Origin of the sequence: Tenacibaculum litoreum (assembly GCF_964513915.1) — a bacterium.
GTDB classification, from domain to species: domain Bacteria; phylum Bacteroidota; class Bacteroidia; order Flavobacteriales; family Flavobacteriaceae; genus Polaribacter; species Polaribacter litoreum.
In genome coordinates, this window is sequence record NZ_CAZEQS010000001.1 from 59,271 (window position 1) to 82,464 (window position 23,194).

A 23,194-nucleotide genomic window follows, 5' to 3' on the forward strand; every position below is an offset into this window, starting at 1 on the left:
GTGTGATATTACACCCTTATAATGTCAACTTCATCAATTAAAGGTTTATTTAAAAAACGAAGCAGGAGTTGTGCAACCGCTACGGTATCGCGTTCGCAATACTCAACAATACGAGATAAGTTTTTTTCTTGGTAATATACGTTGGCAACTTCACTACCATCAATATCTTGTTTGGGAGAGGGAATTCCTAAAATAGCGGTGAGCAATTTTAACGAGGTATAATGTTTATAGTCGCCAAACTTCCATAAATCCATTGTATCTAAATGTGGAATCTCCCAAGGTTTTTTGCCAAATAAATTGAGTTTGTTTGGTAAATCTACTCGATTAATAATCATTCGTCGTGCGATGTATGGAAAATCAAATTCTTTTCCATTATGGGCACATAATAAATGGTTTGGATGGTTGAAATGTGTATCTAACAAATTTTTAAAATCTTGCAAAAGTTTAAACTCATTATCGCCATAAAAAGAAGTAATTCGTAGTTGACTTTCACCTTTACGTTCTACAAAATATCCCACAGAAATACAGATAATTTTTCCAAACTCAGCCCAAATACCTGCGCGATGGTAGAACTCTTCAGGAGTAAACTCGTCTTTACGTTGATATTGCGTTTTTAAAGCGTAGAGCTCTTGCATTTCAGGCGATAAATCAGCAAATAACTCCACTTCAGGAACCGTTTCTATATCTAAAAACAAGATGTTTTGTAAGTTGAGTTTATTCAGCATTTTTTTCTTTAATTAAAACATAAACATTTGTACTAGATAAATATTTTTTAGTTGTATCATCATCGGTTTCTGATAGGCTGATGTTTTGAAAAATAAGTTTAACATTTAGTGTTTCAAAACGACGCTCTGTTGTCATTAAATCAGGATCTAAATTGTAATTTTTATCTTGATTTTGAAGCTTTTCAACTATGTCAGAGCAATCAATATCACCAATATAATTGTCTCCATTCCAAATTTTGATAATGTTACTTTTTTCATTCAGAGAAAAACGATAGTTTTTAATAGTATTTTTCCTTTCATATTTATTAAGAAGTAGACTTTTTAAAAGATCGTAATTTTTAATATCTATAGTTAAGTTAAACTCTTCAATGTTATAATAATTATTCTTATAAGTACTATAAGGTTTGTCTGTTACTTTAATGTTTAAACTATCTATTAGTTTACTTTGTAATTGCCAATGACTTTCTGTTTTAAAAGTTGTTTTTGGATTGTACCCTATAGTAGTTTCAAGTTTCTCTAATTCATTTTTTTCGTTTAGATAACGAATAATAGAGCGCAGTTGATTTTTCTTTTCAAAAGTGGTTGTAAAATCTGTGTTTTTAATATCAGTATATACTTTTTCAAATCGTTGAACTTGACTTTTGGTCGATACAGAAAAAGCTCCCCAAAAACCAAAAGAAACTACTATTGCAATAATTGCTAAACTAAAAGGAAATACCTTAATTTTTTTACGTTTACTAATCAGCATATATATAGTCATAGCCAAAATCCAGAAGGCTAGTGTAAGCACAAAATATCGATTTTCTGTAACTCCATATTCATTTATACGCCTGAAAATAGCCACAAAAAGCAATAGTATTAGAGGAAATAAAAGGTAGTAAAACCAAGGGTAAAATCTTCTAATAGCGCGAGAATCTATTGTTTTTTGAATGGGGTTGATAAGTATTTGAACAATAAACCCTAAAAAAGACAAAGCAATAACCAAATAAGAAACCCATCCCTTAGGTAAGTTCCAGTTGATTATTATTTTTAACCCATACGCGTATAAAATGATGAGGTATAAAATTACTAGCGGAATTAAGATGTACTTAACCAATACCTCTAGAGCTTTGGTGTAGTTAATAGCAAGTTGGTTGTGAATATCTTTAGGAAAATCTGAAAGGTAAATCCAGGTGTTTACAATTCCTATGCAAAACACAAAAACCTGAAAAAAACGTTCTCCTTTAAAATCAATAGCAAACAAGTGTTTAATAGCCAGAAGTGCTAATACAATTCCTAAATATAAAACCAGAGAGAAAAAAAGACTTCTAACTAAAGCTATAAAAACAGATTTTAAATAATTGAAATATGTAGATTTATTCCAGCTAAAAACAAAGGGAGCCACCATTACAAGTAAATGCCCAGTTAGAAAGTAAAGCACAAAGCGGATGATAGAGTTTTGATGAATTTCAAAACCAACAACATCAATACTAATATAAAACAGGCTTAGAAAACCGAAAGTTAGTAAGAATATCCAGGTTTTATCTTTTTTAAATTGCTCTTCAAAAAAGCGAGTGGCAATCAACCAACTAATTCCTAAGATAAAAATTAAAATAACCTTGCCGTAAAAAGCACTATCAAAAGTATCAGTTTCAATTGTAAATAAAGTAAATAAGGTACCTACAATTGCCCAGAACAATGTTATAGGAAATCGCTTAAATGCTTTTTTAGTTTTTGAAGTAATTTCACCAAATGAAGGTATAATTTTCATAGAAATCAATTTGTATAAATATACAAAAACCATAAAAAGGACAAAACAATGTGTTTTACTAGTTTCCTTTTTAAGCAAAAGTTTAGTAAATATTAAATGAACGTTAAGTTAAGTGCGCGTGTAAAGGGTTTGTTTTTTTATGATTACTTTTGGATAACACAATAAAAATGAATAATGAACACTAGCGACATTAAAATTTTACTAGTTGATGATGAACCAGATATCTTAGAAATTGTAGGATACAATTTAAAATCAGAAGGATATCAGGTTTTTACTGCAAACAATGGTGCAGAAGCTGTTAAAACAGCAAAAAAAGTAACTCCACATTTAATTTTACTAGATATTATGATGCCTGAGATGGATGGTATCGAAGCGTGTGAAAAAATTAGAAACGTAAAACCTCTCGAAGACGTTATAATTTCTTTTTTAACTGCTAGAGGAGAAGACTACTCACAAGTGGCAGGTTTTGACGCTGGAGCAGACGACTACATAACTAAACCAGTAAAACCAAAAGTGCTGATAAGTAAGGTTAAATCATTATTACGTCGTTTAAAGACAGAAGAAAAAGCAGATACTACTACAAAAATTGGAGATATAGTAATTAATAGAGATGAGTATGTAGTTTTTAAAGGAGAAGAAAAAATTTCTTTACCAAGAAAAGAATTTGAACTATTCTCTTTACTAACTTCAAAACCTGGAAAAGTATTTAAAAGAGAAGTTATTTTAGACAGCGTTTGGGGAAATGAAGTAGTTGTAGGAGGTAGAACTATAGATGTACACATACGTAAACTCAGAGAAAAAATAGGAGATCACTATTTTAAAACAGTAAAAGGAGTTGGATACAAGTTTGTGCTAGACGAAACAGACAAATAATTTTTAAACTCAAAAATTAATAAGTAGATTGCTAGCTAGCAATCTATTTTTTTATCATGAAATGAGCTATAATAATTCTTGATACTTTACAAGATAATTAATGGCGAATTACATCTGACATTTAAAAGAATAATAGAAAAAACAGATGAAAAAAATAAAAAAAACATATAACTACGCGCTTTGGTCGGCATTATACTCAACGCTATTATCTATAGTTATAGCAGTTTTATCGTATTTACTTTTATTAAATAGCTTAGGAGTAATAACCATTGTTATTTTTGGAGTAGCAATGTTTATTGTCTCTTTTTTTGTAATTCAATATAGAGCAGAACACTTTATTTACCAACGAGTAAAAAAAATGTATGAAGATATTTCTATTTTAGATGTTAACGATTTAAAGCGAAAAAAAGTAACAACAGATGTAGAGGCTTTAACAAAAAGTGTACAAGAATATGTTGAAGGGAAGAGTGAAGAGATAGCGAATTTAACGCAACGCGATTCATTTCGTCGAGATTTCTTAGGAAACGTAGCTCATGAGCTTAAAACACCACTTTTTACAGTACAAGGATATATTTTAACGCTTATTGAAGGAGCTGCTGAAGACAAGGAAATTCTTGAAAAATATTTAGAAAGAGCTAACAAAGGTGTGGAGAGGTTAACCTCAATTGTAAAAGACTTAGATATGATTGCTAAGTTAGAAACTGAGGGAATGAAAATGAACATGCAAACATTCAATATTATAGAACTGATTCAAAATGTGTTCGATTTGTTTGAAATGAAAGCTAAAAAGAGAAATATTACGCTACGTTTTGATAAAGTGTATGACTTTCCTCATTTTGTAAAAGGAGATGTAGAAAGGATTGAACAAGTATTGATTAATCTTATTGTAAATTCTATTAAATATGGTAGAGTAGGAGGAATTACCACAGTAAGCGTTGAACCATATAACCAGAATAAACTTATCATTAAAATAAATGATAATGGTGAAGGAATAAAACAAGAACACATATCTCGTTTATTTGAACGTTTTTATCGTGTAGATCAAAGTAGATCTCGTGAACAAGGAGGTTCTGGATTAGGGCTTTCTATTGTGAAGCATATCATTGAAGCACATAATGAAACAATTCTTTTAAAGAGTGTACATGGAGAAGGTTCAGAATTTTCTTTTACCCTTGAAAAAGCAATGAAATAAAAAAAGGAGTTGATTATCAACTCCTTTTTTTATTGTTATTTATTTTAAATCGAAACCAATATCTTTTCGATAATTGATTTTATCAAAAGTTATTTTATTGATGCTTTTATACGATTTTTTTAGGGCTTCTTCCATAGAGTCTCCAAAAGAAGTGATTGCCATAACACGCCCACCACTGGTAACTACTTTACCATCTTTTAAAGTAGTTCCTGCATGAAAAACGATAGAATCTTCCACAGTATCAAAACCTGTAATTTCTTTCCCTTTTTCGTAAGCTTCAGGATACCCTCCAGAAACTAACATAACAGTTGTTGCTGTTTGTGGAGTAACCTCATATGACTTTTCTCCTAAAGTTTGCGTAGCTACCCCTTCAAATAAATCGACTAAATCTGATTGAATACGAGGTAATACTACTTCTGTTTCAGGATCTCCCATACGAACGTTGTATTCAACTACAGATGGATTTCCGTTGTCATTCATCAATCCGATAAAAATAAACCCTCTGTAATCAATTCCGTCTTTTTGTAAACCGTCAATTGTTGGTTTAACGATTAATTCTTCCACTTTCGTTAAAAAATCATCCGTTGCAAAAGGAACAGGAGAAATAGCGCCCATACCGCCTGTATTTAGTCCTGTATCGCCTTCTCCAATACGTTTGTAATCTTTAGCAGAAGGTAAAATTTTATAATTTTTTCCGTCTGTTAAAACGAAAACAGATAATTCAATTCCTTTTAAAAACTCTTCAATAACTACTGTTGATGAAGCGCTTCCAAATTTTTGATTGGAAAGCATTTCTTCTAATTCGGCTTTAGCTTCCTCTAAATCATTTAAAATCAAAACTCCTTTCCCAGCAGCTAAACCGTCAGCTTTTAACACATACGGAGCATCTAATGTTTCTAAGAATTTTTTCCCTTCAGTTAAGGTTTCAGTGGTAAAAGATTGATAGCGAGCTGTAGGAATGTTGTGCTTTTCCATAAACTGCTTCGAAAAATCTTTACTTCCCTCTAATAAAGCACCATCTTTTTTAGGTCCAATTACAGGAATGTTTTTTAACTCTTCATCGGCTAAGAAAAAATCGTGAACACCTTCTACTAAAGGAGCTTCGGGGCCTACTACAACCATATTGATATTATGTTGTAATACGGTTTCTTTTACCTGTGTAAAATCAGTTGGATTGATAGCTATATTCGTTGCAATTGCATCAGTTCCTGCATTACCAGGAGCTACAAAAAGGTTGTTGATTTTCGTGCTTTCTGAAAGTTTTTTAGCAAAGGCGTGTTCTCTACCGCCCGATCCTAAAATTAGAATATTCATTGTTGTGTGTTGTTGTATTGTGAGTGCAAATATAAAATAAGAAAAAAGGCTATGAACAAAACCAGTCTTTAAAATTGCATAAAAAAGCTAAAAAGGCATCATTTCAAGTGGAATGATGCCTTTTTACAGTATAATTAGGTTTTTTGGTAGTCGCCCTGCGACTAAAATATTTGTTCTAGTATCTTTTGTGTAATAGCGTAAGTTGGTGTTACTCCACTCATTCCAAGTCCACCAGAGGCAAGTGTAGCACCTGTTTCTAGCGGGTTATCAGAAGCATAGTAAGCATAACGTACTTTTACATTTTCTGAAATATTTTCTCTAATTCTTGAGGCTGATTGAATTGCTTTTTGGTAGTGTGCACCTTCCATCTCTAAACCAATTACATTCCAAGTTGAATCGTGGAAGAATCGTAATAAATCTTTGTTTTGTAATGAAGTTCCTAACACAGTAATCATTGCACCATCAAAAACCTGAACTCCAAAGCCTTCTAAATCTTCTTTTGATAATTCGTTTTTAAACGGATAATTATCAGCAGTTCCTTCAAAAATGTGTGAAGAAGGGATCATAATATCTCCTTTACCACCTTCTAAAATACCTGCTTTCCCCATAATAGAAACAGATTGAACATCTAAATGAATTTTTTCTCCATTTGTTTTATAAGGTTTTAACAATTCATCCATAGTTTCAAAAGCCTGTTCACCAAAGGCATAGTCCATAACAATAATTACAGGGTCTTCTCCAACAGAATTTCTTTTGTTAAAAGAGTTCGTTTCAAAATCAATCTTTCCTGTGTCAATTACCTGAACATTGATGTTAGTACCTGATGTATCTTTGATATATATCAATCCGTTTTCTGAAGCATAATTTTTAACGGCAGATTGTAAAGCACTACTATTAGCATTACTTAATACTTCAAAAAGTTGAAAATCTTTATATTTTTTAGCTTCTTTTGGTAAAGCATTTTTAGCATAAATACTATTCATTACACTGTGCATATTCGCACTAATTATATGAATAGGGCGCTCTATTAATTCGTTGTCTAACAATACTTTTTTAATATTGTTAGCCCATATTTCTCCATAATAATGATGTCCTATTTCTTCAATTAAAACAGAACTGAATTTAATAGAACGTTTTTGGTCGTGTAAAGCTTCATTGATAGCGAGTTTACCTAACCAATAAATTAGATGAAAAAACCTATTTGGATTTTCTTCTGTTGCAAACGTGTTGTAAGCGTCATATACTTCATCGTAAGTTCTTCCTAAAATATTACCAAGGTGTACAACAATTACATCCTTTTCCTCATCAGTAAGTGTTTTGTTGTGTATTACAATATCTTCTAGCTGTAACCATTCACGAATAAAACTTTCTCCATTATTAAAAACTACACGGTCTTTAATTTTGTGAGATTCAATAAATAAAAATGTCAAATGAGTAAGAATGTCATAAATTTCTGAGCGACCTCTAGTAATTTCAATATTCATTTGATTTTTATCAATACGGTAGCAGTTTCTTCTTCTTTTAGGAGGAATAATTGCTTTGAATTTTGAATTACGATATCCTTCGTCGGCAGTTAAGTAAATAAACTGACATTCTTCAATTCCTTCAGGTAAACGTTCAATAACGTATACCAGTCCGTTTAATTCAGTTTTGTTTTCTGCAATTGAACCATAAATTTCTGGACGTAAAGACAATAGTGATTTACGTAAGGTTTCACCAGAAACACCCATTGGCTTGTAAAAACCGCGACTAAATAAGTGTCGCATTGAAATGTATAAACGCTCAATAGCATTTGTAGATTCTTGGGCTCTTGTACGTTCTTTTAGGATAGGTTTTGACATATGTTTTTAAAGTACAAATATACAAATTATGTTAAAGAAGCTATTTTTTTAAAATACTGCTATATTTTTCAGGGTTATTTAGCAAGTTAACAGCATTTTTTATAGTTCTATCATTTTTAAATAAATGCTTATACATTCCTTCTTTGTACGCATAACGTTCAACAATTTCATTTTCAATTTCTTTTGATAAAAGATCTTCATTTACCAAAACTTTAGCAACTTTGGCTGCTTTTAATTGTTGGATAATTGTATTGTATTCAGAAGTAATTTTTTTGTTGTTTTCTACTGATTCATATGCTTCTTGGAAAAGCTTTTCTTCTTTAGATACAAAAGCGGTGTCTTTACGAAGTAAATATTCTTTAAACTGATTAAAGTTTGTAGATGAAAAAGTATAGTTTTCAGTAGATAAATTAGGATTTTGATATGTGAAATCTGTTACAAAATTAAATATTGCTCTTGATTTTAGTAAATCATCAGTTTCTTTTGTTTTTTTAGAAAATTCACTTGTTACATCTGGAGTAACACCTCCACCATCGTATACTTTTCGTCCGTTTTGAGTCGTGAATTCATTAAGAGTAGTATCAGAAAACTTAGGTACTTCACCTGTTTTTGGATCTCTATTGGCATAATCTAATTCTTGAATACAACGTCCGCTTGGGGTGTAATATTTAGAAATTGTGATTTTCATTTGAGTTCCATAACTTAAATCAAAGTAACGTTGTACCAACCCTTTTCCAAAAGAGCGCTCTCCCATAATTACTGCTCGGTCATAATCTTGCAAAGCACCTGAAACAATTTCAGAAGCAGAAGCCGATCGGCCATTAATTAAAACTACAATAGGAATTTCAGCATCTAAAGGATCTCTATTTGTTTTATAGGTTCTGCTGTTTTTTTGAGTTTTTCCACGAGTATCTACAACCTTTAAACCTTTAGGAATAAATAAATTGGTGATATTTATAGCATCAAATAAAGAGCCACCAGGATTATATCTTAAGTCAAAGACTAACTTTTTCATTCCCCTTTTTTTAAGATCACCAAATGCGTTTACGACACTTTCAGTAGCTTTCTGACTAATAAATCGTGTTAAAACTATATATCCTGTTTCAGTATCAATCATATCGTAAAAAGGAACAGGATCTAAAACAACTTTATCAAGTTTAACTGATACACTTTTTGTTTCCCCGTTTCTTTCTACCTGTAAAGAAAGCTCTTTACCTGGAACTCCTTTTAACATTTGTGAAAATTGACTTCTCTCCAAAGTAGCTAATTCTTGTCCATTTACATTGGTAATAATATCACCTGCTTTTAAGCCAGCTTTATCGGCCGAAAAACCTTTGTAAATTTCAGAAACCACAATTCCTTTTTTGGTGTAAAACGTAGAAATACCAATACCTCCATATTCACCTTCACGACGAATACGTGCATCTTCAACATCTTGTTCGTTATAAAAATTAGTATATGGATCTAAATTTTTAAGGGTATTTTTTATCGCTTTGTCAGTTAAATCACCAGGGTTGATTTCATCAATATAATTAATGTTCAACTCTTTAAAAAGGTTGTTGTAGATTTCAATTTGTTTAGCAATCTCAAAAAAACGAGATTGAAAAGAAAAGAAAAGGGAGATGACAATGAGGGAACCAAAAAAAAGGAATTTTCTATTTTTCATCTTGAGTAACTTCTGTAATAAACTGTGTTAATAATTTCTTCATTTTATGCTCTATATCGGCATATTTCCATTCATCTCTTGCAAGATAAGAAATCATAAACACATATGGTTTATCTACAGTCTCATAAATAGTATGCTTTTCTTTACGGTAGGTTTCACGAAGTAATCGTTTTATACGGTTTCTATCCACCGCTTTTTTAAAATTACGTTTAGGTACAGAAACTCCAACTTGTGCAGGAAATTTAGAGGTGTGTTCGGTTTGTATATATACCATTCTTAGTGGAAAAACCTTTATTACTTTTCCCTCCTCATATAATCTTCCTATGAGCTTTTTGCTTTTTAAGCGCTCCTCTTTTCCTAAAGTAAATCTCATTAGTACAAACATACGCAAACCTGCACGAATAACCATTTTTTTAAGTATTTTTGAAACAATTCTTTTAAGAAACCACAAAAAACAAATCGCGATTAATTTTACATTTCTCTTATACAATTAGTAAAATTAATTTTAAAATATATTTATGAAGTCTGATTTATTTCAAGCGCCAGATTATTATCAAGTAGATGATTTATTAACAGATGAGCATAAACTTGTTCGCAATACAGCTCGTGAATGGGTTAAGAAAAACTTATCTCCAATTATAGAAGAATATGCACAACGTGCTGAGTTTCCAAAGGAATTAATTAACGGATTGGCAGAAGTGGGAGCTTTTGGATCTTATATTCCTGAAGAGTACGGAGGTGCGGGGTTAGACCAAATTTCTTATGGATTAATCATGCAAGAGTTAGAGCGAGGTGATAGTGGAATTCGATCTACTGCTTCGGTACAATCTTCTTTAGTTATGGGGCCTATTTATAACTACGGAACTGAGGAGCAAAGACAAAAATACTTACCAAAGTTAGCTTCTGGTGAATGGATGGGAAGTTTTGGGTTAACAGAACCAAATCATGGTAGCAACCCTGGAGGAATGGAGACTAAGTTTAAAGACATGGGAGACCATTATTTGTTGAATGGAGCAAAGATGTGGATTTCAAATGCGCCAATTTGTGATGTAGCAGTTGTATGGGCAAAAAATGAAGAAGGACGTATTCATGGTTTGTTAGTAGAACGTGGTATGGAAGGTTTTTCTACACCAGAAACCCATAATAAATGGTCGTTAAGAGCATCGATTACCGGGGAGTTAATTTTTGATAATGTAAAGGTTCCGAAAGAAAATTTATTACCTAATAAATCTGGGTTAGGAGCACCATTGCTGTGTCTTGATTCTGCTCGCTATGGTATTGCTTGGGGTGCTATTGGTGCTGCGATGGATTGTTACGATACAGCATTACGTTATGCGAAAGAACGTACACAATTTGGGAAACCAATAGGACAGTTTCAGTTACAACAAAAAAAGCTAGCTGAAATGATTACCGAGATTACCAAAGCACAGTTGCTAACATGGCGATTGGGAGTATTGAAAAATGAAGGTCGTGCAACATCAGCACAAATATCTATGGCGAAGCGAAATAATGTGGATATGGCATTAAAAATAGCACGTGAAGCAAGACAAGTGTTAGGTGCCATGGGTATTTCTGGAGAATACTCAATTATGAGACATGCAATGAATTTAGAAAGTGTAATAACCTACGAAGGAACACACGATGTTCATTTATTAATCACAGGATTGGATATCACAGGATTAAACGCATTTAAATAAAAAAAAGAAGAAGAAGCACTCAAACGTTAAACCACTAACACATTATTAAAGAGTGCTTCTTCAATCAACTATTAAAACTAAAATTTACCTACTCTTCCTTTCTGCCACCATTAACAAGAATTAAAAGAGTAGTTACTAAACCTATACAAACTAAACCGAAAATAATCATCATAATGGTTCCGTTTGTCCAAGATACCATTGGGATGTTCATTAATTGTACCATTTCTTCTTATACTTTACTGTCTCAAAAATACAAGCATAGTTTAAGTAAAAACATGATTTTTATCAGGGTTTTGAAAAAAAAAGAAGAGATTTTTTTAAAATAGATTAAGAAGATGTTTCCTCTTTTTAATGAAGAGTCAAAGCCATCAATACTAGTTTGGTTTCTACTCTATCACTTTAGTATTATTCAATTTGCGAATATTATAAGTACCTTATATTAAAATGCAGAGTAATTTAAAGATAGATTATCTATATAAAAAATAGTATCCTCTAAGTATCCAGAGTTTGACCAGCCCATTAAATACAATTCGTTCATAAAGTTTTCATCAATACCACCATACATGTTAAGTGCTGTTTCATCACAAACCAGAACATCATTTTTCCATAGTTGCATCACTCCATCAGTAGTATTTTCACTGCTAGGAGCTTTAATTCTAGCCATAATATGAATCCATTTTCCACGATCGTCTTCAGTAATAAAATTAGTTCCTAAGCCCCCTGAAGGTGATATGCTAGGTTGCTCGGTTCCATTTCTATACCTATGTAGGGTTAGATTGGAGCCTCCTGTGTTGTTTGGAGATAATGACCAATTTACCTGAAAACCTGGATGTCGATAATCACTTTTATAAACTGCTAAAAATTTATTGTTGCTAGCTGAGTTTTCTTTGCGGTGAATATAATTATTAGGGATGTAAAGGTCATATTTTATCCATAATTCTCCAGTGTTTGGGTAGGATATTCTTTGCTCAGAAAAAGCGTCTTCTCCTTGTGGTCCACCTTTATAGTAAAACTCAAGAGAGTACTCTCCATCTTTCTTTACTTTATTAGAAACAGATGAGTAGGTACTGCTACCGTAGCTAACATTATTTTCTATTTGAGATAGGTCACCTTTTTCAAAGTCATCAAAAAACAATATATCTTCAGAAGGTTCTTTAACTATTTTAGGCTCCTCTTTTGTACAAGATATTAAAAATAGAGTAAGGAAAATTGTGAAAGGTAGGAGGCTTTTTTTCATAGTGTAATAATTGTTTTGTAGCGTATATAGTTAATGTTTAGACCGTTTTGACGAATAAAAATTAGATTTCGTATGCAAATTAAAAACCTTATAAGCAAAGAAAAACTAAGAATCAAAGCCACTTTTTAACCCGTCAATGCTAGTTTGGTTTCTGTCATTCCAATACTGTTTAATTCCTTCTTCACCTTTTTCAGTAGCCCAATTATTTAACTGATTTCGTTCTCCTTGGTATTCATAAAAAGGAATTGACATTCCACAAGAGGTTTGTACGCTTTCAACAGAAACAATAAATATTTGACGAGTACCTGGAAGTTTAGGAAACAACTTGACATAATTCTCCCATTTATTATGAGTAGGAAGAATTTCTTCTGCTTTTCCGTATAGTCTGAGTATATTTGGAGCTCCTTCAAAAGCACAAAACATAATAGTTATTCGGTTGTCAGCTAACAAATGTGCAGAGGTTTCGTTACCACTTCCTGTAACACTTAACCAAGCTACTGTATTTTCGTTAAGCACCCTAAAGGTGTCCATTCCTTTAGGAGAAAGATTAATTCTTCCTTCTTTTGCTGTTGTAGCAATAAAAAAGAGCTTTTGTGCTTCAATAAATTGTTGAACTCTATTTGTTATTTTGTCGTAAAACTTTGCCATTATTTTTATTTTTTAGTCAATCCAATCTTTAGTACGTTCAACAGCTTTTTGCCAAGTACGGTATAATTTTTCTCTTTTTTCTTTAGAGAAAGATGGAGTAAATGTTTTGTCTATTTTTCTTTTGTTAATTATGTCGTTTTGTTGCCAAAAACCAACGCAAAAACTGGCCAAATATGCAGCTCCCATTACAGTGGTCTCAATTTCTTCTGGACGTTCAACATCTACATTTAAGATGTCTGCCTGAAATTGCATGAGTAAATTATTAACACAGGCACCACCATCCACTTTTAAAGAAGAGAGTTTAAGCATACTGTCTTTTTGCATAACATCTAAAATATCTTTAGTTTGATAAGCTAACGATTGTAAGGTGGCTTTAATTAAATGGTTTTTTCCAGTATCACGAGTTAAACCAAAAACAGCACCTCTAGCATACATATCCCAATACGGAGCACCTAATCCAGCAAAGGCAGGAACTACATAAACAGGGTTTTCTTCGGTAACTTTTTCAGCAAAAAGTTCACTCTCTTCTGCATTATTGATAATTTGTAGTCCATCTCGTAACCATTGAATTGCCGAACCAGCAACAAAAACACTTCCTTCGAGAGCATAATAGACTTTGTTGTTAATTCCCCATGCAATAGTAGAAATTAAACCGTTTTCAGAATATTCTAAGTTTTCACCAGTATTCATTAACATAAAGCATCCCGTTCCGTAGGTGTTTTTTGCTTCCCCTTTTTTAAAACACGCTTGTCCAAATAAAGCAGATTGCTGATCTCCTGCTATTCCAGCAATTGGAATTAGAACTCCGTCTAATTCGTAGTTTCCAAAATGAAAAGAAGAAGGTTTTACTTCAGGTAACATTGAAATTGGAATGTTTAGTTCTTTTACTAAGGTTTCATCCCAACACAAGTTTTTTATATCGTATAGCATGGTACGTGATGCATTGCTATAGTCTGTTGCATGAACCTTTCCATTGGTTAAGTTCCACAAGAGCCAAGAATCAATAGTTCCAAATAACAAATTTCCTTTTTCTGCTTCTTCTTGAGCTCCTTTTATATGGTTTAATATCCAATGAATTTTTGTTGCAGAAAAATAACTGTCAATTACCAATCCAGTAGTTTTACGCACATAGTTTTCAAGTCCTGTTTCCTTGAGTAATTCGCAAGTATCAGCGGTTCGTTTGTCTTGCCAAACAATAGCATTGTATATTGGTTCACCTGTGTTTTTATTCCAAACAACAGTTGTTTCACGCTGATTAGTAATACCTATTCCTGCTATTTCTGAAGGTGATATTTTGGATTGTTCAAGAGCCTGTTGTAAGGTTTTTAACTGAGTTTGTAAAATTTCATTAGCATCATGTTCTACCCAACCAGGTTGAGGAAATATTTGTTGAAACTCTTGTTGAGTTTTTGCAATAATCTTTTCTTCTTTATTAAGAATTACTGTACGACAGCTAGTTGTTCCTTGGTCTAAAGCAATAATATATTTTTGGGTCATTTAGGTGTAAAAATGATTGAACGCCTAATTTACAATTTTAGTTAAGCGTAATAAAAAAAACCTTCTAGAATTTCTAGAAGGTTTACACGTTTAAGTTTGGTTAATTAACTTTTAGTGTCTCAGAGCATATCCAGCACCTTTACCGAATTCGGCTAAAACTGAAAGTAAAGTGTTTAAACCTTTGCTCGTCTTGCGTAGTAGTAATTTTCCCATTTTTAAAATAATTTAATTCCCCTTAAATTAATTGTCATTAAAGAATGAACACTTCAAAGATATGTTGATAATCAGAGGTATAAAACGGGATTTCCGAAGTTAAAAGTGCAATTTTCCGAAAGAGCATAAAAAAAACCTTCTAGAAACTCTAGAAGGTTCATTATTCCCCTTAAATGTCTTTTTTCAATTAATCTTGAAAAGAAGATGTCACAAATGTAAGGAGAGATTAAAGGTTAAAAAAGGGTATTTCCGCAAAAAAAAGTGTGGTTTTCCGCAAGAGGTTAAAAAGGAGCTATTTTTAAATAAAAAAGCCCTTAGATGTCTAAAGGCTTTTTTTATATTCTCTCTCTTTCAAGATTCTTCCCAACAATGGTTTTGAATTCTTTTGCGAAAGTATTCTTTGTTTCTAATGTATAAAAAGGGATAACCGTAAAAATAAATGCGTATTTCCGCAATAAGAGTTAATCTATAATTCCTAATTCTTTTGCTTTTAACACAAGGTCTGTATTATTATTGGCTTGTAGGTCTGTTCTAAGCTTAGATAGTTTGCTTTCTATAGAACGTACTTTTATTAATGATCCATCACTTTTTTTAATTAAACCTTCTAAGTTAGAAATTTTAGCATGTTTAGGAAGCTCTTTTAAAATTTGGATAGCGATATCATCCATTTGTATTTCTACTAAAGCTCTTTTTAAGAGTTTTTGATGGATTTCATGTGTGTAATATACCTCTCCTTTTAACATTTTTTGAATAGCAAAGGTTAGCTCATCAGTGCTACACTTTCCTTTTAAAATATAGGCAGAAGGGTTTAAATTGTGTATTACATTAAAAATTCTGTTTGTTTCAGAGTGACCTGTAATTACACCTACTTTAATAGGAATTTCTTCTTTAAGTATAGACTTTATAAAAGCTTCGCCTCCATCTAAAACAACATTTTTGTTTTGATTGTCAAAACTCAAATCGGTAAAAACAATATGAAATGGATTTACGCTTAAACTTGATTTTATTTTAGAAAAAGCTTCGTCACATGAATTTGCCGTTTCAATTTCTAAACCATCTATATCTTTCAAATACGAAAGAATTCCTTCAAGAATTAACTGATGGTCATCAACTAAAAGTATTTTTGTTTGTCCAGCCATTTAGGGGTATTTGAATATCGGTTTGGGTTCCTCTACCTACTTCACTATTAATGGTTAACGTTCCGTTTAACTCTTCAACGCGTTCTTGTAGGTTCTGTAAACCAATTCCTTTTTTACTAATCTTGGTATCGAAACCAATACCATCATCAATAATACCCAAATGTACGTATTTTTTATGTACAGAAAAATTGATAATTACCTTACTTGCTTTTGCGTGTTTTTTGCAATTTTGTATGCTTTCACGAGCGCTCAGGTACAGCAAACGCTTTATGGAATTATCAACTTTAGTCCAATTATAGTTTTGTAATCCGTTTACCTTTATTTTAAAGTTAGGTTCAAAATAATCACTAACTAAATTAATAATTTGATTTTTAAAAGAAACTTTGTTAAAACTAACACTACTTAATTGATGTGATAAATTACGTACATTTTCTTTTACTGCATCTAATTTTTGAGCTTCCTCTAATAAATTAGACTTTTCTAACTTATGATGTAATAAGCGGAGGTCTCCCGCTACTTCATCGTGTAAAGATTTAGCAATTTGTTTGCGCTCATGTTCTCTTACTTGTATTTGTTGAAGTTGAGCTTGATACAATAACTTTCTTCTACGTTGAAAATAAAACATAACACTAAAACCAAATAGCAAAAGACCAACTGCAGCAGCTAGCCACCCTATCGTTTTTTGTTGTTTATGATAAAGTATTTCTGCTTGCTTTTGTTGATTTTCAGTTTTTAAAATAACATTTTCCTTTTCTTTTTTATCGGTTTCGTATCTAATTTTAGCAAATTGATTTTTTAACCTACGTTCGTTTTGAAATAAACTATCATTTAAGGTAATGTATTCTTCTAAATACTGTTTTGATTTATCACCAGTTGTTAAGCCTGAAAGTTTTATTAAAGACTCTAATCGTTTTTTATTGTTATAAGTTTGTTTTGCATATTGTGAGGCTTTATTAAAATGAGATAAAGCTTTGTCAGTTAGGTTTAAGCTTTTATAAAAATCCGCTAAGTTTATATGAGTTGTACTGAGTTCTACAAAATCTTTTTCTTTCTCACGTATGTTTAGAACTTCATTATATTGCTGCAAAACATTCTCTTTTTGGCCTAATAAAAAGTTACTAGCAGCTAAGTTTTCTAACAATAAAGCATATTGGGAAGGGTGTTTCTCTTTTATACTATCTTGAGATAGTCCTTTTTTAAAGTAAGTGATAGCTTTTTGATGCTGATTTTGTTTTTGATACAACAAACCTATATTATTAATAATATAGGTATACCCTATGTTATTTTTGTTTTTCTTGTTATAAAAAATAGCTTTGTCGTAATATTTTAAAGCATCTTTCTGTTGATTTAATTCTTCTGAAACTAATCCTAGGGCATTATAGACCCTTTCTAGATAAATAGAATGTTGTATTGGTTCTAAATATTGTAAAGCTTCAATTAAACTTATTTCACTTCCTCGATAATCTTTAGCGTCTCTCTGTAATATAGCTAAGCTTAGTAAACGTCTTCCAATAGCTAGAGAGTCGTTTATCCTTTTTGAAACGTCTTTAGATTGATGATAATAATAGAAAGCACTATCGTTGGTGTAGGTAAGCTTATTTTGCAAGGCTTTAAAATGAAAATATTTAGCTAATAAAATAGAGTCATTTGTTTTTTGATATAAAGAATCAACTTGTAGAGTAATCTTCTTTAATAAGGGGAGTTTTTTATTGAAGTAGGCTTGTCTTCCACTTTCTATAAGTTCTCCTTTTATTGAGTCGATTAAGTTGCTTTTTTCTTGTGAAAAAAGAAAAGAAGAGCAGAAAAAAATAAAACAGAGGAAATTTTTCATCACAAATCATAAAATAAAACCATTACATTCAAAAGTAATGGTTTTATTTTTATGTTAAACGGAAATATGTTTATTTGATTTAATATTTAATCTCCTCCTTGGCCACCACCACTACCACCTGTATCTGTACCAGTTTTAGGGCTATCTGTTCCACCTGTATCGGTAGTTACAGTTGCATTATCTCCATCAGGGCTTAAACTCATTACGGTTTCTTTTAAGTACTTGTTTTCCATATTAAATAGGGTTTTTAATTACAAAATAACTCTTGGGGATGGGGGTAATCAAGTGTCTAATGTAGTAGGTTTTTAGGAGAAAGTCAAAAATTTAACATTCTGTTTTTAAAAGAATGATATCGTCATTGCGAACGATAGTGAAGCAATCTTTGAATTATGAACTCTAAATAAGCAGATTACTTCGTCACTATTGTTCCTCGTAATGACGTTACTTTTTCATTTTAGTAAACAAATCCCACAACACCACACCACAACTTACGGAAATATTTAAAGAGTGTTTAGTACCTAGCTGAGGTATTTCAATACACATATCAGAAGCAGAAACCACGGCTTGTTGTACACCTTTTACTTCGTTACCAAATACTACCGCGTATTTTTGGTTAGTTTCAGGGGTGAAAGTATCTAACATCGTACTATTTTCAGCTTGCTCAATACTCAAAACTTTTACACTTTCCGCTTGCAGTTTTTCAACCAAATCCACCGTGTTTTCAACATATTCCCAATCTACTGATTCGGTAGCACCTAAAGCAGTTTTATGAATTTCTTTGTTAGGCGGTGTAGCAGTGATACCACACAAGTAAATTTTTTCAATTAAAAAAGCATCCGAAGTTCTAAAAACAGACCCTACATTATTCAAACTACGAATATTATCCAATACGACGATGATTGGGGTTTTATTAGTTTGTTTAAACTCTTCAACGGTTTTTCTACCTAGTTCGCTGTTTTTTAATTTTCTCATTTTTGTTAGGTAACTTTTTTAGGTCAATAGCTAAAAGCTAATGACTAAAAGCTAATGACTAAAGACTTTTTTCTATCTTCGCAAAACTAACCCAAAAAATCCACAAACTTGGCAAAAACAAAGGCAAAAAAGGTAACTCCATTAATGCAACAGTATAACGGAATTAAAGCAAAATATCCGGATGCGATGTTGTTATTTAGAGTAGGCGATTTTTATGAAACCTTTGGAGAAGATGCTGTAAAAGCATCAGAAGTTTTAGGTATTATTTTAACCAAAAGAGGAAGTGGAAGCGAAAGTGAAACTGCATTGGCAGGATTTCCGCACCATTCTTTAAATACGTATTTGCCTAAGTTAGTAAAATCTGGATTACGTGTTGCTATTTGTGATCAGTTAGAAGATCCAAAAATGACTAAAAAGATTGTAAAACGAGGAGTTACAGAATTAGTGACCCCTGGAGTTGCGTTGAACGATGAGGTATTACAATCAAAGTCGAATAACTTTTTAGCAGCCGTTCATTTTGGGAAAAAGCTATTAGGAGTTTCGTTTTTAGATGTGTCAACAGGAGAGTTTTTCATTGCACAAGGAAATGAAGAGTACATCGATAAACTTTTACAAAACTTTACGCCAAGTGAAGTTTTGGTAGAAAAGAAACACAAGCAGCGATTTTTAGAAGCTTTTACCAATCGTTTTCATGCTTTTTATTTGGATGATTGGGTGTTTCAAAAAGATTATGGAGATGAACTACTTCGAAATCACTTTAAGGTAAAAACGTTAAAAGGATTTGGAGTTGAAGAGTTAGAATATGGAATTGTGGCTGGAGGTGCAGCCATGTACTATTTATCGGAAACACAACACAACAAAATAGAACACATACAATCTATTAGCAGAATTGCTGAAGATAATTATGTGTGGATGGATCGTTTTACTGTAAAAAACTTAGAGTTATACGGAGGTAATTCGGTGAACTCAGTTTCGTTATTAGATGTAATCGATAAAACGATTTCTCCGATGGGAGGACGTTTATTAAAGCGTTGGTTAGCGCTTCCGTTAAAAGATTTAGACCAAATTCAGCAGCGACACGAGTTAGTGAAGTTTTTAATTGATAACGATGCCTTTTCTGAAATAGTAACCTATCAGTTAAAACAAATTTCTGATATTGAACGATTAATATCGAAAGTTGCGACAGGCAAAGTATCTCCAAGAGAGGTCATCTTGTTGAAAAATTCGTTAAAAGCGATTCTTCCTATAAAAGAATCCGCAGAAAAAAGCAACAACAAAGCAGTTCAAGAAATAGGAAAACAACTGCATGATTGCAAAACGTTGATTGATAAAATTACAGAGACAGTTTTAGAAGAAGCTCCTGTAAATATCAATAAAGGGAATGCTATTGCAAATGGAGTTTCAGAAGAGTTGGATGAACTACGAAGTATTTCAAACTCTGGAAAAGAGTATTTAGATACGATGCTAGCTCGTGAAACGGAACGCACAGGAATTCCGAGTTTAAAAATTGCGTTTAATAATGTTTTCGGATACTATATTGAAGTTAGAAATACACATAAAGATAAAGTTCCTGAAGAATGGATTCGCAAGCAAACCTTAGTGAATGCAGAGCGTTACATTACCGAAGAATTAAAAGAATATGAAGCAAAAATTTTAGGAGCAGAAGAGAAAATTCAGCAATTAGAAACTGAGATTTTTGCTAAATTAGTACAATACATTATAGGCTTTGTACAACCTGTACAACAAAATGCACAGAATGTAGCTAAGATTGATGTTTTACAATCTTTTGCAACCTTAGCTACCGAGAATAATTATGTGCGTCCGCTAATGGACGATAGCACCGATGTTGAAATCAAAAATGGCCGCCATCCCGTTATTGAAAAACAATTACCTATAGGCGAAGAATACATCGCCAATGATGTTGTGTTGAACCGTAATCAGCAACAAATTATTATGATTACAGGTCCTAACATGTCTGGTAAATCAGCAATTTTACGTCAAACAGCTTTGATTGTATTATTGGCACAAATGGGAAGTTATGTTCCCGCTCAAAATGCCCGTATTGGTATGGTGGATAAGATTTTTACCAGAGTAGGTGCGAGCGATAATATTTCGATGGGAGAGTCGACATTCATGGTTGAAATGAATGAAACCGCATCGATTTTGAATAACATTTCCGACCGTAGTTTGGTGTTGTTAGATGAAATTGGACGAGGAACTTCTACTTATGATGGAATTTCTATTGCTTGGGCTATTTCGGAATACTTACATGAACACCCTTCGAAAGCAAAAACCTTGTTTGCAACACACTATCACGAGTTGAACGAAATGACGACAACCTTTGAGCGTATCAAGAATTTCAATGTATCGGTTAAAGAATTGGACAATAGCATTATTTTCTTACGTAAATTAGTGAAAGGAGGAAGTGATCATAGTTTTGGAATTCATGTAGCAAAATTAGCGGGAATGCCAAGTATGGTAATTCATAGAGCAAACAAAATTCTAAAAGAGTTAGAAGACTCACATTCACACAAAGAGGTTAAAGAAACCTTGAAAGAAGCACAGCATGAAGATATGCAAATGAGCTTTTTTCAGTTAGACGACCCGTTGTTAGAAGATATTCGAGAAGAAATTTTAACCACTAATATTGATACCTTAACACCGATTGAAGCACTTATGAAACTGAATGAAATAAAACGAATGTTGACTAAGAAGTAAAGTTACTTAACATCGTCTTTGGTATGTAATATTTTATCTTTTCCTAAAGAGATTAAAATGAAAGTATTTTTATCAATCTTTTTGTAGTAAAAAGGAGTGTTCCAAGAGTCAATTAATAAGTCCTGGTATAAAGGGTTATTTCTTGTAATTCCTTGAAGGTTATATGGATACCTTCCTAAGATGATTTTTTCTTTTTCTAGCAGAGAGGAAATTTGCTGTATTTTTTCTAAATCATGATTTTTTGAAGAAGAACTACTTGTAAAAAGAAAAAACAAACTGGTGATTACAGTTACAGTTATTAAAAGAGCTATGCTAAACCTTTGGTAAGGAGAAATCATTCTCTTTTTGGGAAGATTGTGGCTCTTTTCATAAGCACGCTGTTTTCTCCTTTTCTTTCGAAATAAAAATTGCTGAATCTCTAAAATAATTTCAGAAATACAGCCAATAAGGTCAATCATAAAATATTATTCGCTAATCAAAAATAAGTATTGCCAAAGTTACAAAACCAATATTGAATAGTATTATTTTTGATCTTTGTATGATGAACCACGACATTAGTTTTAAACACATTAACAAACTAGCAATGCCTGCCCTAATTGCAGGAGTCGCAGAACCTTTACTTTCTACCACAGATTTAGCTATTGTGGGGAATATTGAACACAATGCTACTGAAAGTATTGCTGCGATAGGTATTGTAGGGGCTTTTTTATCGATGTTAATTTGGGTATTTGGACAAACCCGTAGTGGAATTTCTTCAATTGTCTCTCAATATTTAGGTGCTAACAAGCTTAACGAAATAAAAAGCTTACCAGCACAAGCCATTGTAATTGTGTTAGGAGTAAGTGCACTTATTTTAGGATTGAGTTATCCCTTTGCAAAAGAAATTTTTGAGTTATATAATGCTTCTGGAACAATTTTAGACTACTCTGTTGAGTATTACAAAATCCGTGTTTTCGGATTTCCGTTTACGCTTTTTACTATTGCAATCTTTGGCACATTTAGAGGTTTGCAAAATACCTATTATCCAATGCTTATAGCCTTGGTTGGTACATTTATAAATATTGGGCTAGATATAGTATTGGTATATGGAATAGAAGGTTTCATTCCTGCTATGTATATTCAAGGAGCAGCATATGCAAGTGTTGTGGCACAGGTTGTTATGGCACTAATTTCTGCAGTATTGCTATTAAAGAAGACAGATATTTCGTTAAGATTTAGTTTACCATTTAATGCAGAAATACCAAAGTTTATAGTGATGGTGTTAAATTTATTTGTGCGAACCATAGCGTTAAATGTAGCCTTGTATTTTGGAACTTCGTATGCTACAGATTATGGAGATGCATATATAGCGGCTTATACTATTGGTTTTAATTTATGGCTCACAGGCGCTTTCATGATTGATGGCTATTCTTCTGCAGGAAACATACTTTCAGGAAAATTATTGGGAGCAAAAGCTTACAAAACTCTAGTTATTTTGGGAAATCGATTAATTACTTATGGATTTCTCTTTGGATTGTTGCTTGCGGTTGTTGGTTTTGTTTTATATGAATTTATAGGAAAAGTATTCACTAAAGAACCTGAGGTTTTACAACAATTTTACAATACTTTTTGGATTATTTTAATCATGCAGCCTGTGTGTTCTATCGCTTTTATTTATGATGGAATGTTTAAAGGTATGGGAGAAATGAAGTATTTAAGAAACGTTTTATTATTAGCAACAGGGCTTGTGTTTATACCTACCTTATTGTTTTTTGATTCATTAGATTATAAACTGTACGCCATTTGGATTGCTTTTTTCTTGTGGATGATTGCTAGAGGAACTCCATTAATTGTAAAGTTTAGAAGAAAGTTTTTACCACTTGCTCAAAAAACGTAATTTTG

The 23,194-nt window shown here is 32.2% G+C and carries 20 protein-coding genes; 5 read left to right on the plus strand and 15 right to left on the minus strand.

All coding sequences use genetic code 11. The annotated features are described in order from the left end of the window. Window positions 1-8 precede the first annotated feature (8 nt). A complete protein-coding gene (locus ACKTTR_RS00220) occupies window positions 9-725 on the minus strand; it encodes a 3'-5' exonuclease (protein ID WP_408025970.1) in 717 nt (238 codons plus the stop codon). Beyond that, entirely contained in the window at window positions 715-2,475 is a 1,761-nt protein-coding gene (locus ACKTTR_RS00225) for a DUF4153 domain-containing protein (RefSeq protein ID WP_408025971.1), read from the minus strand. Before ACKTTR_RS00225 ends, ACKTTR_RS00220 begins: the two co-directional genes overlap by 11 nt. Window positions 2,476-2,649: 174 nt before the next feature. Between ACKTTR_RS00225 and ACKTTR_RS00230 the strand changes: the two genes are divergently transcribed. Together ACKTTR_RS00230 and ACKTTR_RS00235 are read left to right on the plus strand one after the other, a co-directional pair. Beyond that, a complete protein-coding gene (locus ACKTTR_RS00230; protein ID WP_115899675.1) occupies window positions 2,650-3,348 on the plus strand; it encodes a response regulator transcription factor in 699 nt (232 codons plus the stop codon). A gap of 145 nt (window positions 3,349-3,493) precedes the next feature. Beyond that, a complete protein-coding gene (locus ACKTTR_RS00235; protein WP_408025972.1) occupies window positions 3,494-4,540 on the plus strand; it encodes a sensor histidine kinase in 1,047 nt (348 codons plus the stop codon). 39 nt (window positions 4,541-4,579) lie between these two features. On the opposite strand, the gene purD is transcribed toward ACKTTR_RS00235, so the two are convergent. The 4 genes from purD to rnpA all read right to left on the minus strand — a co-directional run bounded on the left by purD (window position 4,580) and on the right by rnpA (window position 9,770). Then, window positions 4,580-5,854 carry a phosphoribosylamine--glycine ligase gene (purD, locus tag ACKTTR_RS00240; RefSeq protein ID WP_408025973.1) on the minus strand — a complete coding sequence of 425 codons (1,275 nt, stop codon included), beginning with the start codon at window positions 5,852-5,854 and terminating at the stop codon, window positions 4,580-4,582. A 161-nt stretch (window positions 5,855-6,015) separates the two neighbouring features. After that, complete coding sequence (locus tag ACKTTR_RS00245; protein WP_408025974.1) at window positions 6,016-7,695, minus strand: DUF6909 family protein; 1,680 nt, start codon at window positions 7,693-7,695, stop codon at window positions 6,016-6,018. 40 nt (window positions 7,696-7,735) lie between these two features. Next, a complete protein-coding gene (locus tag ACKTTR_RS00250) occupies window positions 7,736-9,361 on the minus strand; it encodes a S41 family peptidase (protein ID WP_408025975.1) in 1,626 nt (541 codons plus the stop codon). After that, on the minus strand, window positions 9,351-9,770 hold the full coding sequence (gene rnpA, locus ACKTTR_RS00255; RefSeq protein WP_244210735.1) for a ribonuclease P protein component: 420 nt from the start codon (window positions 9,768-9,770) through the stop codon (window positions 9,351-9,353). Before rnpA ends, ACKTTR_RS00250 begins: the two co-directional genes overlap by 11 nt. 109 nt (window positions 9,771-9,879) lie before the next feature. Here rnpA and ACKTTR_RS00260 point away from each other — a divergent pair, with 109 nt between their 5' ends. Then, window positions 9,880-11,058, plus strand: a complete 1,179-nt coding sequence (locus tag ACKTTR_RS00260; protein ID WP_408025976.1) for an acyl-CoA dehydrogenase family protein — start codon at window positions 9,880-9,882, stop codon at window positions 11,056-11,058. Window positions 11,059-11,146: 88 nt separating this feature from the next. Here the strand turns inward: ACKTTR_RS00260 and ACKTTR_RS00265 are convergent, their stop codons facing one another. The 8 genes from ACKTTR_RS00265 to ACKTTR_RS00300 form a co-directional block, all read right to left on the minus strand. After that, window positions 11,147-11,281: a hypothetical protein gene (locus ACKTTR_RS00265; RefSeq protein ID WP_408025977.1), complete on the minus strand. Its 135-nt coding sequence runs from the start codon at window positions 11,279-11,281 to the stop codon at window positions 11,147-11,149. A gap of 216 nt (window positions 11,282-11,497) precedes the next feature. Continuing rightward, a complete protein-coding gene (locus tag ACKTTR_RS00270) occupies window positions 11,498-12,295 on the minus strand; it encodes a heparin lyase I family protein (RefSeq protein ID WP_408025978.1) in 798 nt (265 codons plus the stop codon). 105 nt (window positions 12,296-12,400) lie between these two features. Next, window positions 12,401-12,943: a pyridoxamine 5'-phosphate oxidase family protein gene (locus ACKTTR_RS00275; RefSeq protein ID WP_408025979.1), complete on the minus strand. Its 543-nt coding sequence runs from the start codon at window positions 12,941-12,943 to the stop codon at window positions 12,401-12,403. Between the two features lie 12 nt (window positions 12,944-12,955). Then, a complete protein-coding gene (gene glpK / locus ACKTTR_RS00280) occupies window positions 12,956-14,440 on the minus strand; it encodes a glycerol kinase GlpK (RefSeq protein ID WP_408025980.1) in 1,485 nt (494 codons plus the stop codon). A gap of 674 nt (window positions 14,441-15,114) precedes the next feature. Continuing rightward, entirely contained in the window at window positions 15,115-15,792 is a 678-nt protein-coding gene (locus tag ACKTTR_RS00285; RefSeq protein ID WP_408025981.1) for a response regulator, read from the minus strand. Beyond that, window positions 15,761-17,623, minus strand: coding sequence for a tetratricopeptide repeat-containing sensor histidine kinase (locus ACKTTR_RS00290; protein WP_408025982.1), 1,863 nt, complete (start codon window positions 17,621-17,623; stop codon window positions 15,761-15,763). Before ACKTTR_RS00290 ends, ACKTTR_RS00285 begins: the two co-directional genes overlap by 32 nt. Before the next feature lie 86 nt (window positions 17,624-17,709). Next, a complete protein-coding gene (locus ACKTTR_RS00295; protein ID WP_408025983.1) occupies window positions 17,710-17,856 on the minus strand; it encodes a hypothetical protein in 147 nt (48 codons plus the stop codon). Window positions 17,857-18,064: 208 nt separating this feature from the next. After that, entirely contained in the window at window positions 18,065-18,595 is a 531-nt protein-coding gene (locus tag ACKTTR_RS00300) for an RNA methyltransferase (protein ID WP_408025984.1), read from the minus strand. A gap of 108 nt (window positions 18,596-18,703) precedes the next feature. Between ACKTTR_RS00300 and mutS the strand changes: the two genes are divergently transcribed. Next, entirely contained in the window at window positions 18,704-21,313 is a 2,610-nt protein-coding gene (gene mutS, locus ACKTTR_RS00305; RefSeq protein WP_408025985.1) for a DNA mismatch repair protein MutS, read from the plus strand. Window positions 21,314-21,315: 2 nt separating this feature from the next. On the opposite strand, the gene ACKTTR_RS00310 is transcribed toward mutS, so the two are convergent. Continuing rightward, complete coding sequence (locus tag ACKTTR_RS00310) at window positions 21,316-21,771, minus strand: hypothetical protein (protein ID WP_408025986.1); 456 nt, start codon at window positions 21,769-21,771, stop codon at window positions 21,316-21,318. A gap of 83 nt (window positions 21,772-21,854) precedes the next feature. Between ACKTTR_RS00310 and ACKTTR_RS00315 the strand changes: the two genes are divergently transcribed. Then, a complete protein-coding gene (locus ACKTTR_RS00315) occupies window positions 21,855-23,189 on the plus strand; it encodes an MATE family efflux transporter (RefSeq protein ID WP_408025987.1) in 1,335 nt (444 codons plus the stop codon). Window positions 23,190-23,194: the final 5 nt, after the last annotated feature.

What these genes read in the sequence shown, in the direction of transcription:
- ACKTTR_RS00300 (WP_408025984.1), bottom strand. Translation starts at nt 18,595, where the DNA reads ATGAGAAAATTAAAAAACAGCGAACTAGGTAGAAAAACCGTTGAAGAG.
- ACKTTR_RS00245 (WP_408025974.1), bottom strand. Translation starts at nt 7,695, where the DNA reads ATGTCAAAACCTATCCTAAAAGAACGTACAAGAGCCCAAGAATCTACA.
- ACKTTR_RS00290 (WP_408025982.1), bottom strand. Translation starts at nt 17,623, where the DNA reads ATGAAAAATTTCCTCTGTTTTATTTTTTTCTGCTCTTCTTTTCTTTTT.
- ACKTTR_RS00270 (WP_408025978.1), bottom strand. Translation starts at nt 12,295, where the DNA reads ATGAAAAAAAGCCTCCTACCTTTCACAATTTTCCTTACTCTATTTTTA.
- ACKTTR_RS00260 (WP_408025976.1), top strand. Translation starts at nt 9,880, where the DNA reads ATGAAGTCTGATTTATTTCAAGCGCCAGATTATTATCAAGTAGATGAT.
- glpK (WP_408025980.1), bottom strand. Translation starts at nt 14,440, where the DNA reads ATGACCCAAAAATATATTATTGCTTTAGACCAAGGAACAACTAGCTGT.
- ACKTTR_RS00295 (WP_408025983.1), bottom strand. Translation starts at nt 17,856, where the DNA reads ATGGAAAACAAGTACTTAAAAGAAACCGTAATGAGTTTAAGCCCTGAT.
- ACKTTR_RS00315 (WP_408025987.1), top strand. Translation starts at nt 21,855, where the DNA reads ATGAACCACGACATTAGTTTTAAACACATTAACAAACTAGCAATGCCT.
- ACKTTR_RS00220 (WP_408025970.1), bottom strand. Translation starts at nt 725, where the DNA reads ATGCTGAATAAACTCAACTTACAAAACATCTTGTTTTTAGATATAGAA.
- rnpA (WP_244210735.1), bottom strand. Translation starts at nt 9,770, where the DNA reads ATGGTTATTCGTGCAGGTTTGCGTATGTTTGTACTAATGAGATTTACT.
- ACKTTR_RS00230 (WP_115899675.1), top strand. Translation starts at nt 2,650, where the DNA reads ATGAACACTAGCGACATTAAAATTTTACTAGTTGATGATGAACCAGAT.
- ACKTTR_RS00225 (WP_408025971.1), bottom strand. Translation starts at nt 2,475, where the DNA reads ATGAAAATTATACCTTCATTTGGTGAAATTACTTCAAAAACTAAAAAA.
- ACKTTR_RS00275 (WP_408025979.1), bottom strand. Translation starts at nt 12,943, where the DNA reads ATGGCAAAGTTTTACGACAAAATAACAAATAGAGTTCAACAATTTATT.
- ACKTTR_RS00285 (WP_408025981.1), bottom strand. Translation starts at nt 15,792, where the DNA reads ATGGCTGGACAAACAAAAATACTTTTAGTTGATGACCATCAGTTAATT.
- ACKTTR_RS00265 (WP_408025977.1), bottom strand. Translation starts at nt 11,281, where the DNA reads ATGGTACAATTAATGAACATCCCAATGGTATCTTGGACAAACGGAACC.
- ACKTTR_RS00235 (WP_408025972.1), top strand. Translation starts at nt 3,494, where the DNA reads ATGAAAAAAATAAAAAAAACATATAACTACGCGCTTTGGTCGGCATTA.
- purD (WP_408025973.1), bottom strand. Translation starts at nt 5,854, where the DNA reads ATGAATATTCTAATTTTAGGATCGGGCGGTAGAGAACACGCCTTTGCT.
- ACKTTR_RS00250 (WP_408025975.1), bottom strand. Translation starts at nt 9,361, where the DNA reads ATGAAAAATAGAAAATTCCTTTTTTTTGGTTCCCTCATTGTCATCTCC.
- ACKTTR_RS00310 (WP_408025986.1), bottom strand. Translation starts at nt 21,771, where the DNA reads ATGATTGACCTTATTGGCTGTATTTCTGAAATTATTTTAGAGATTCAG.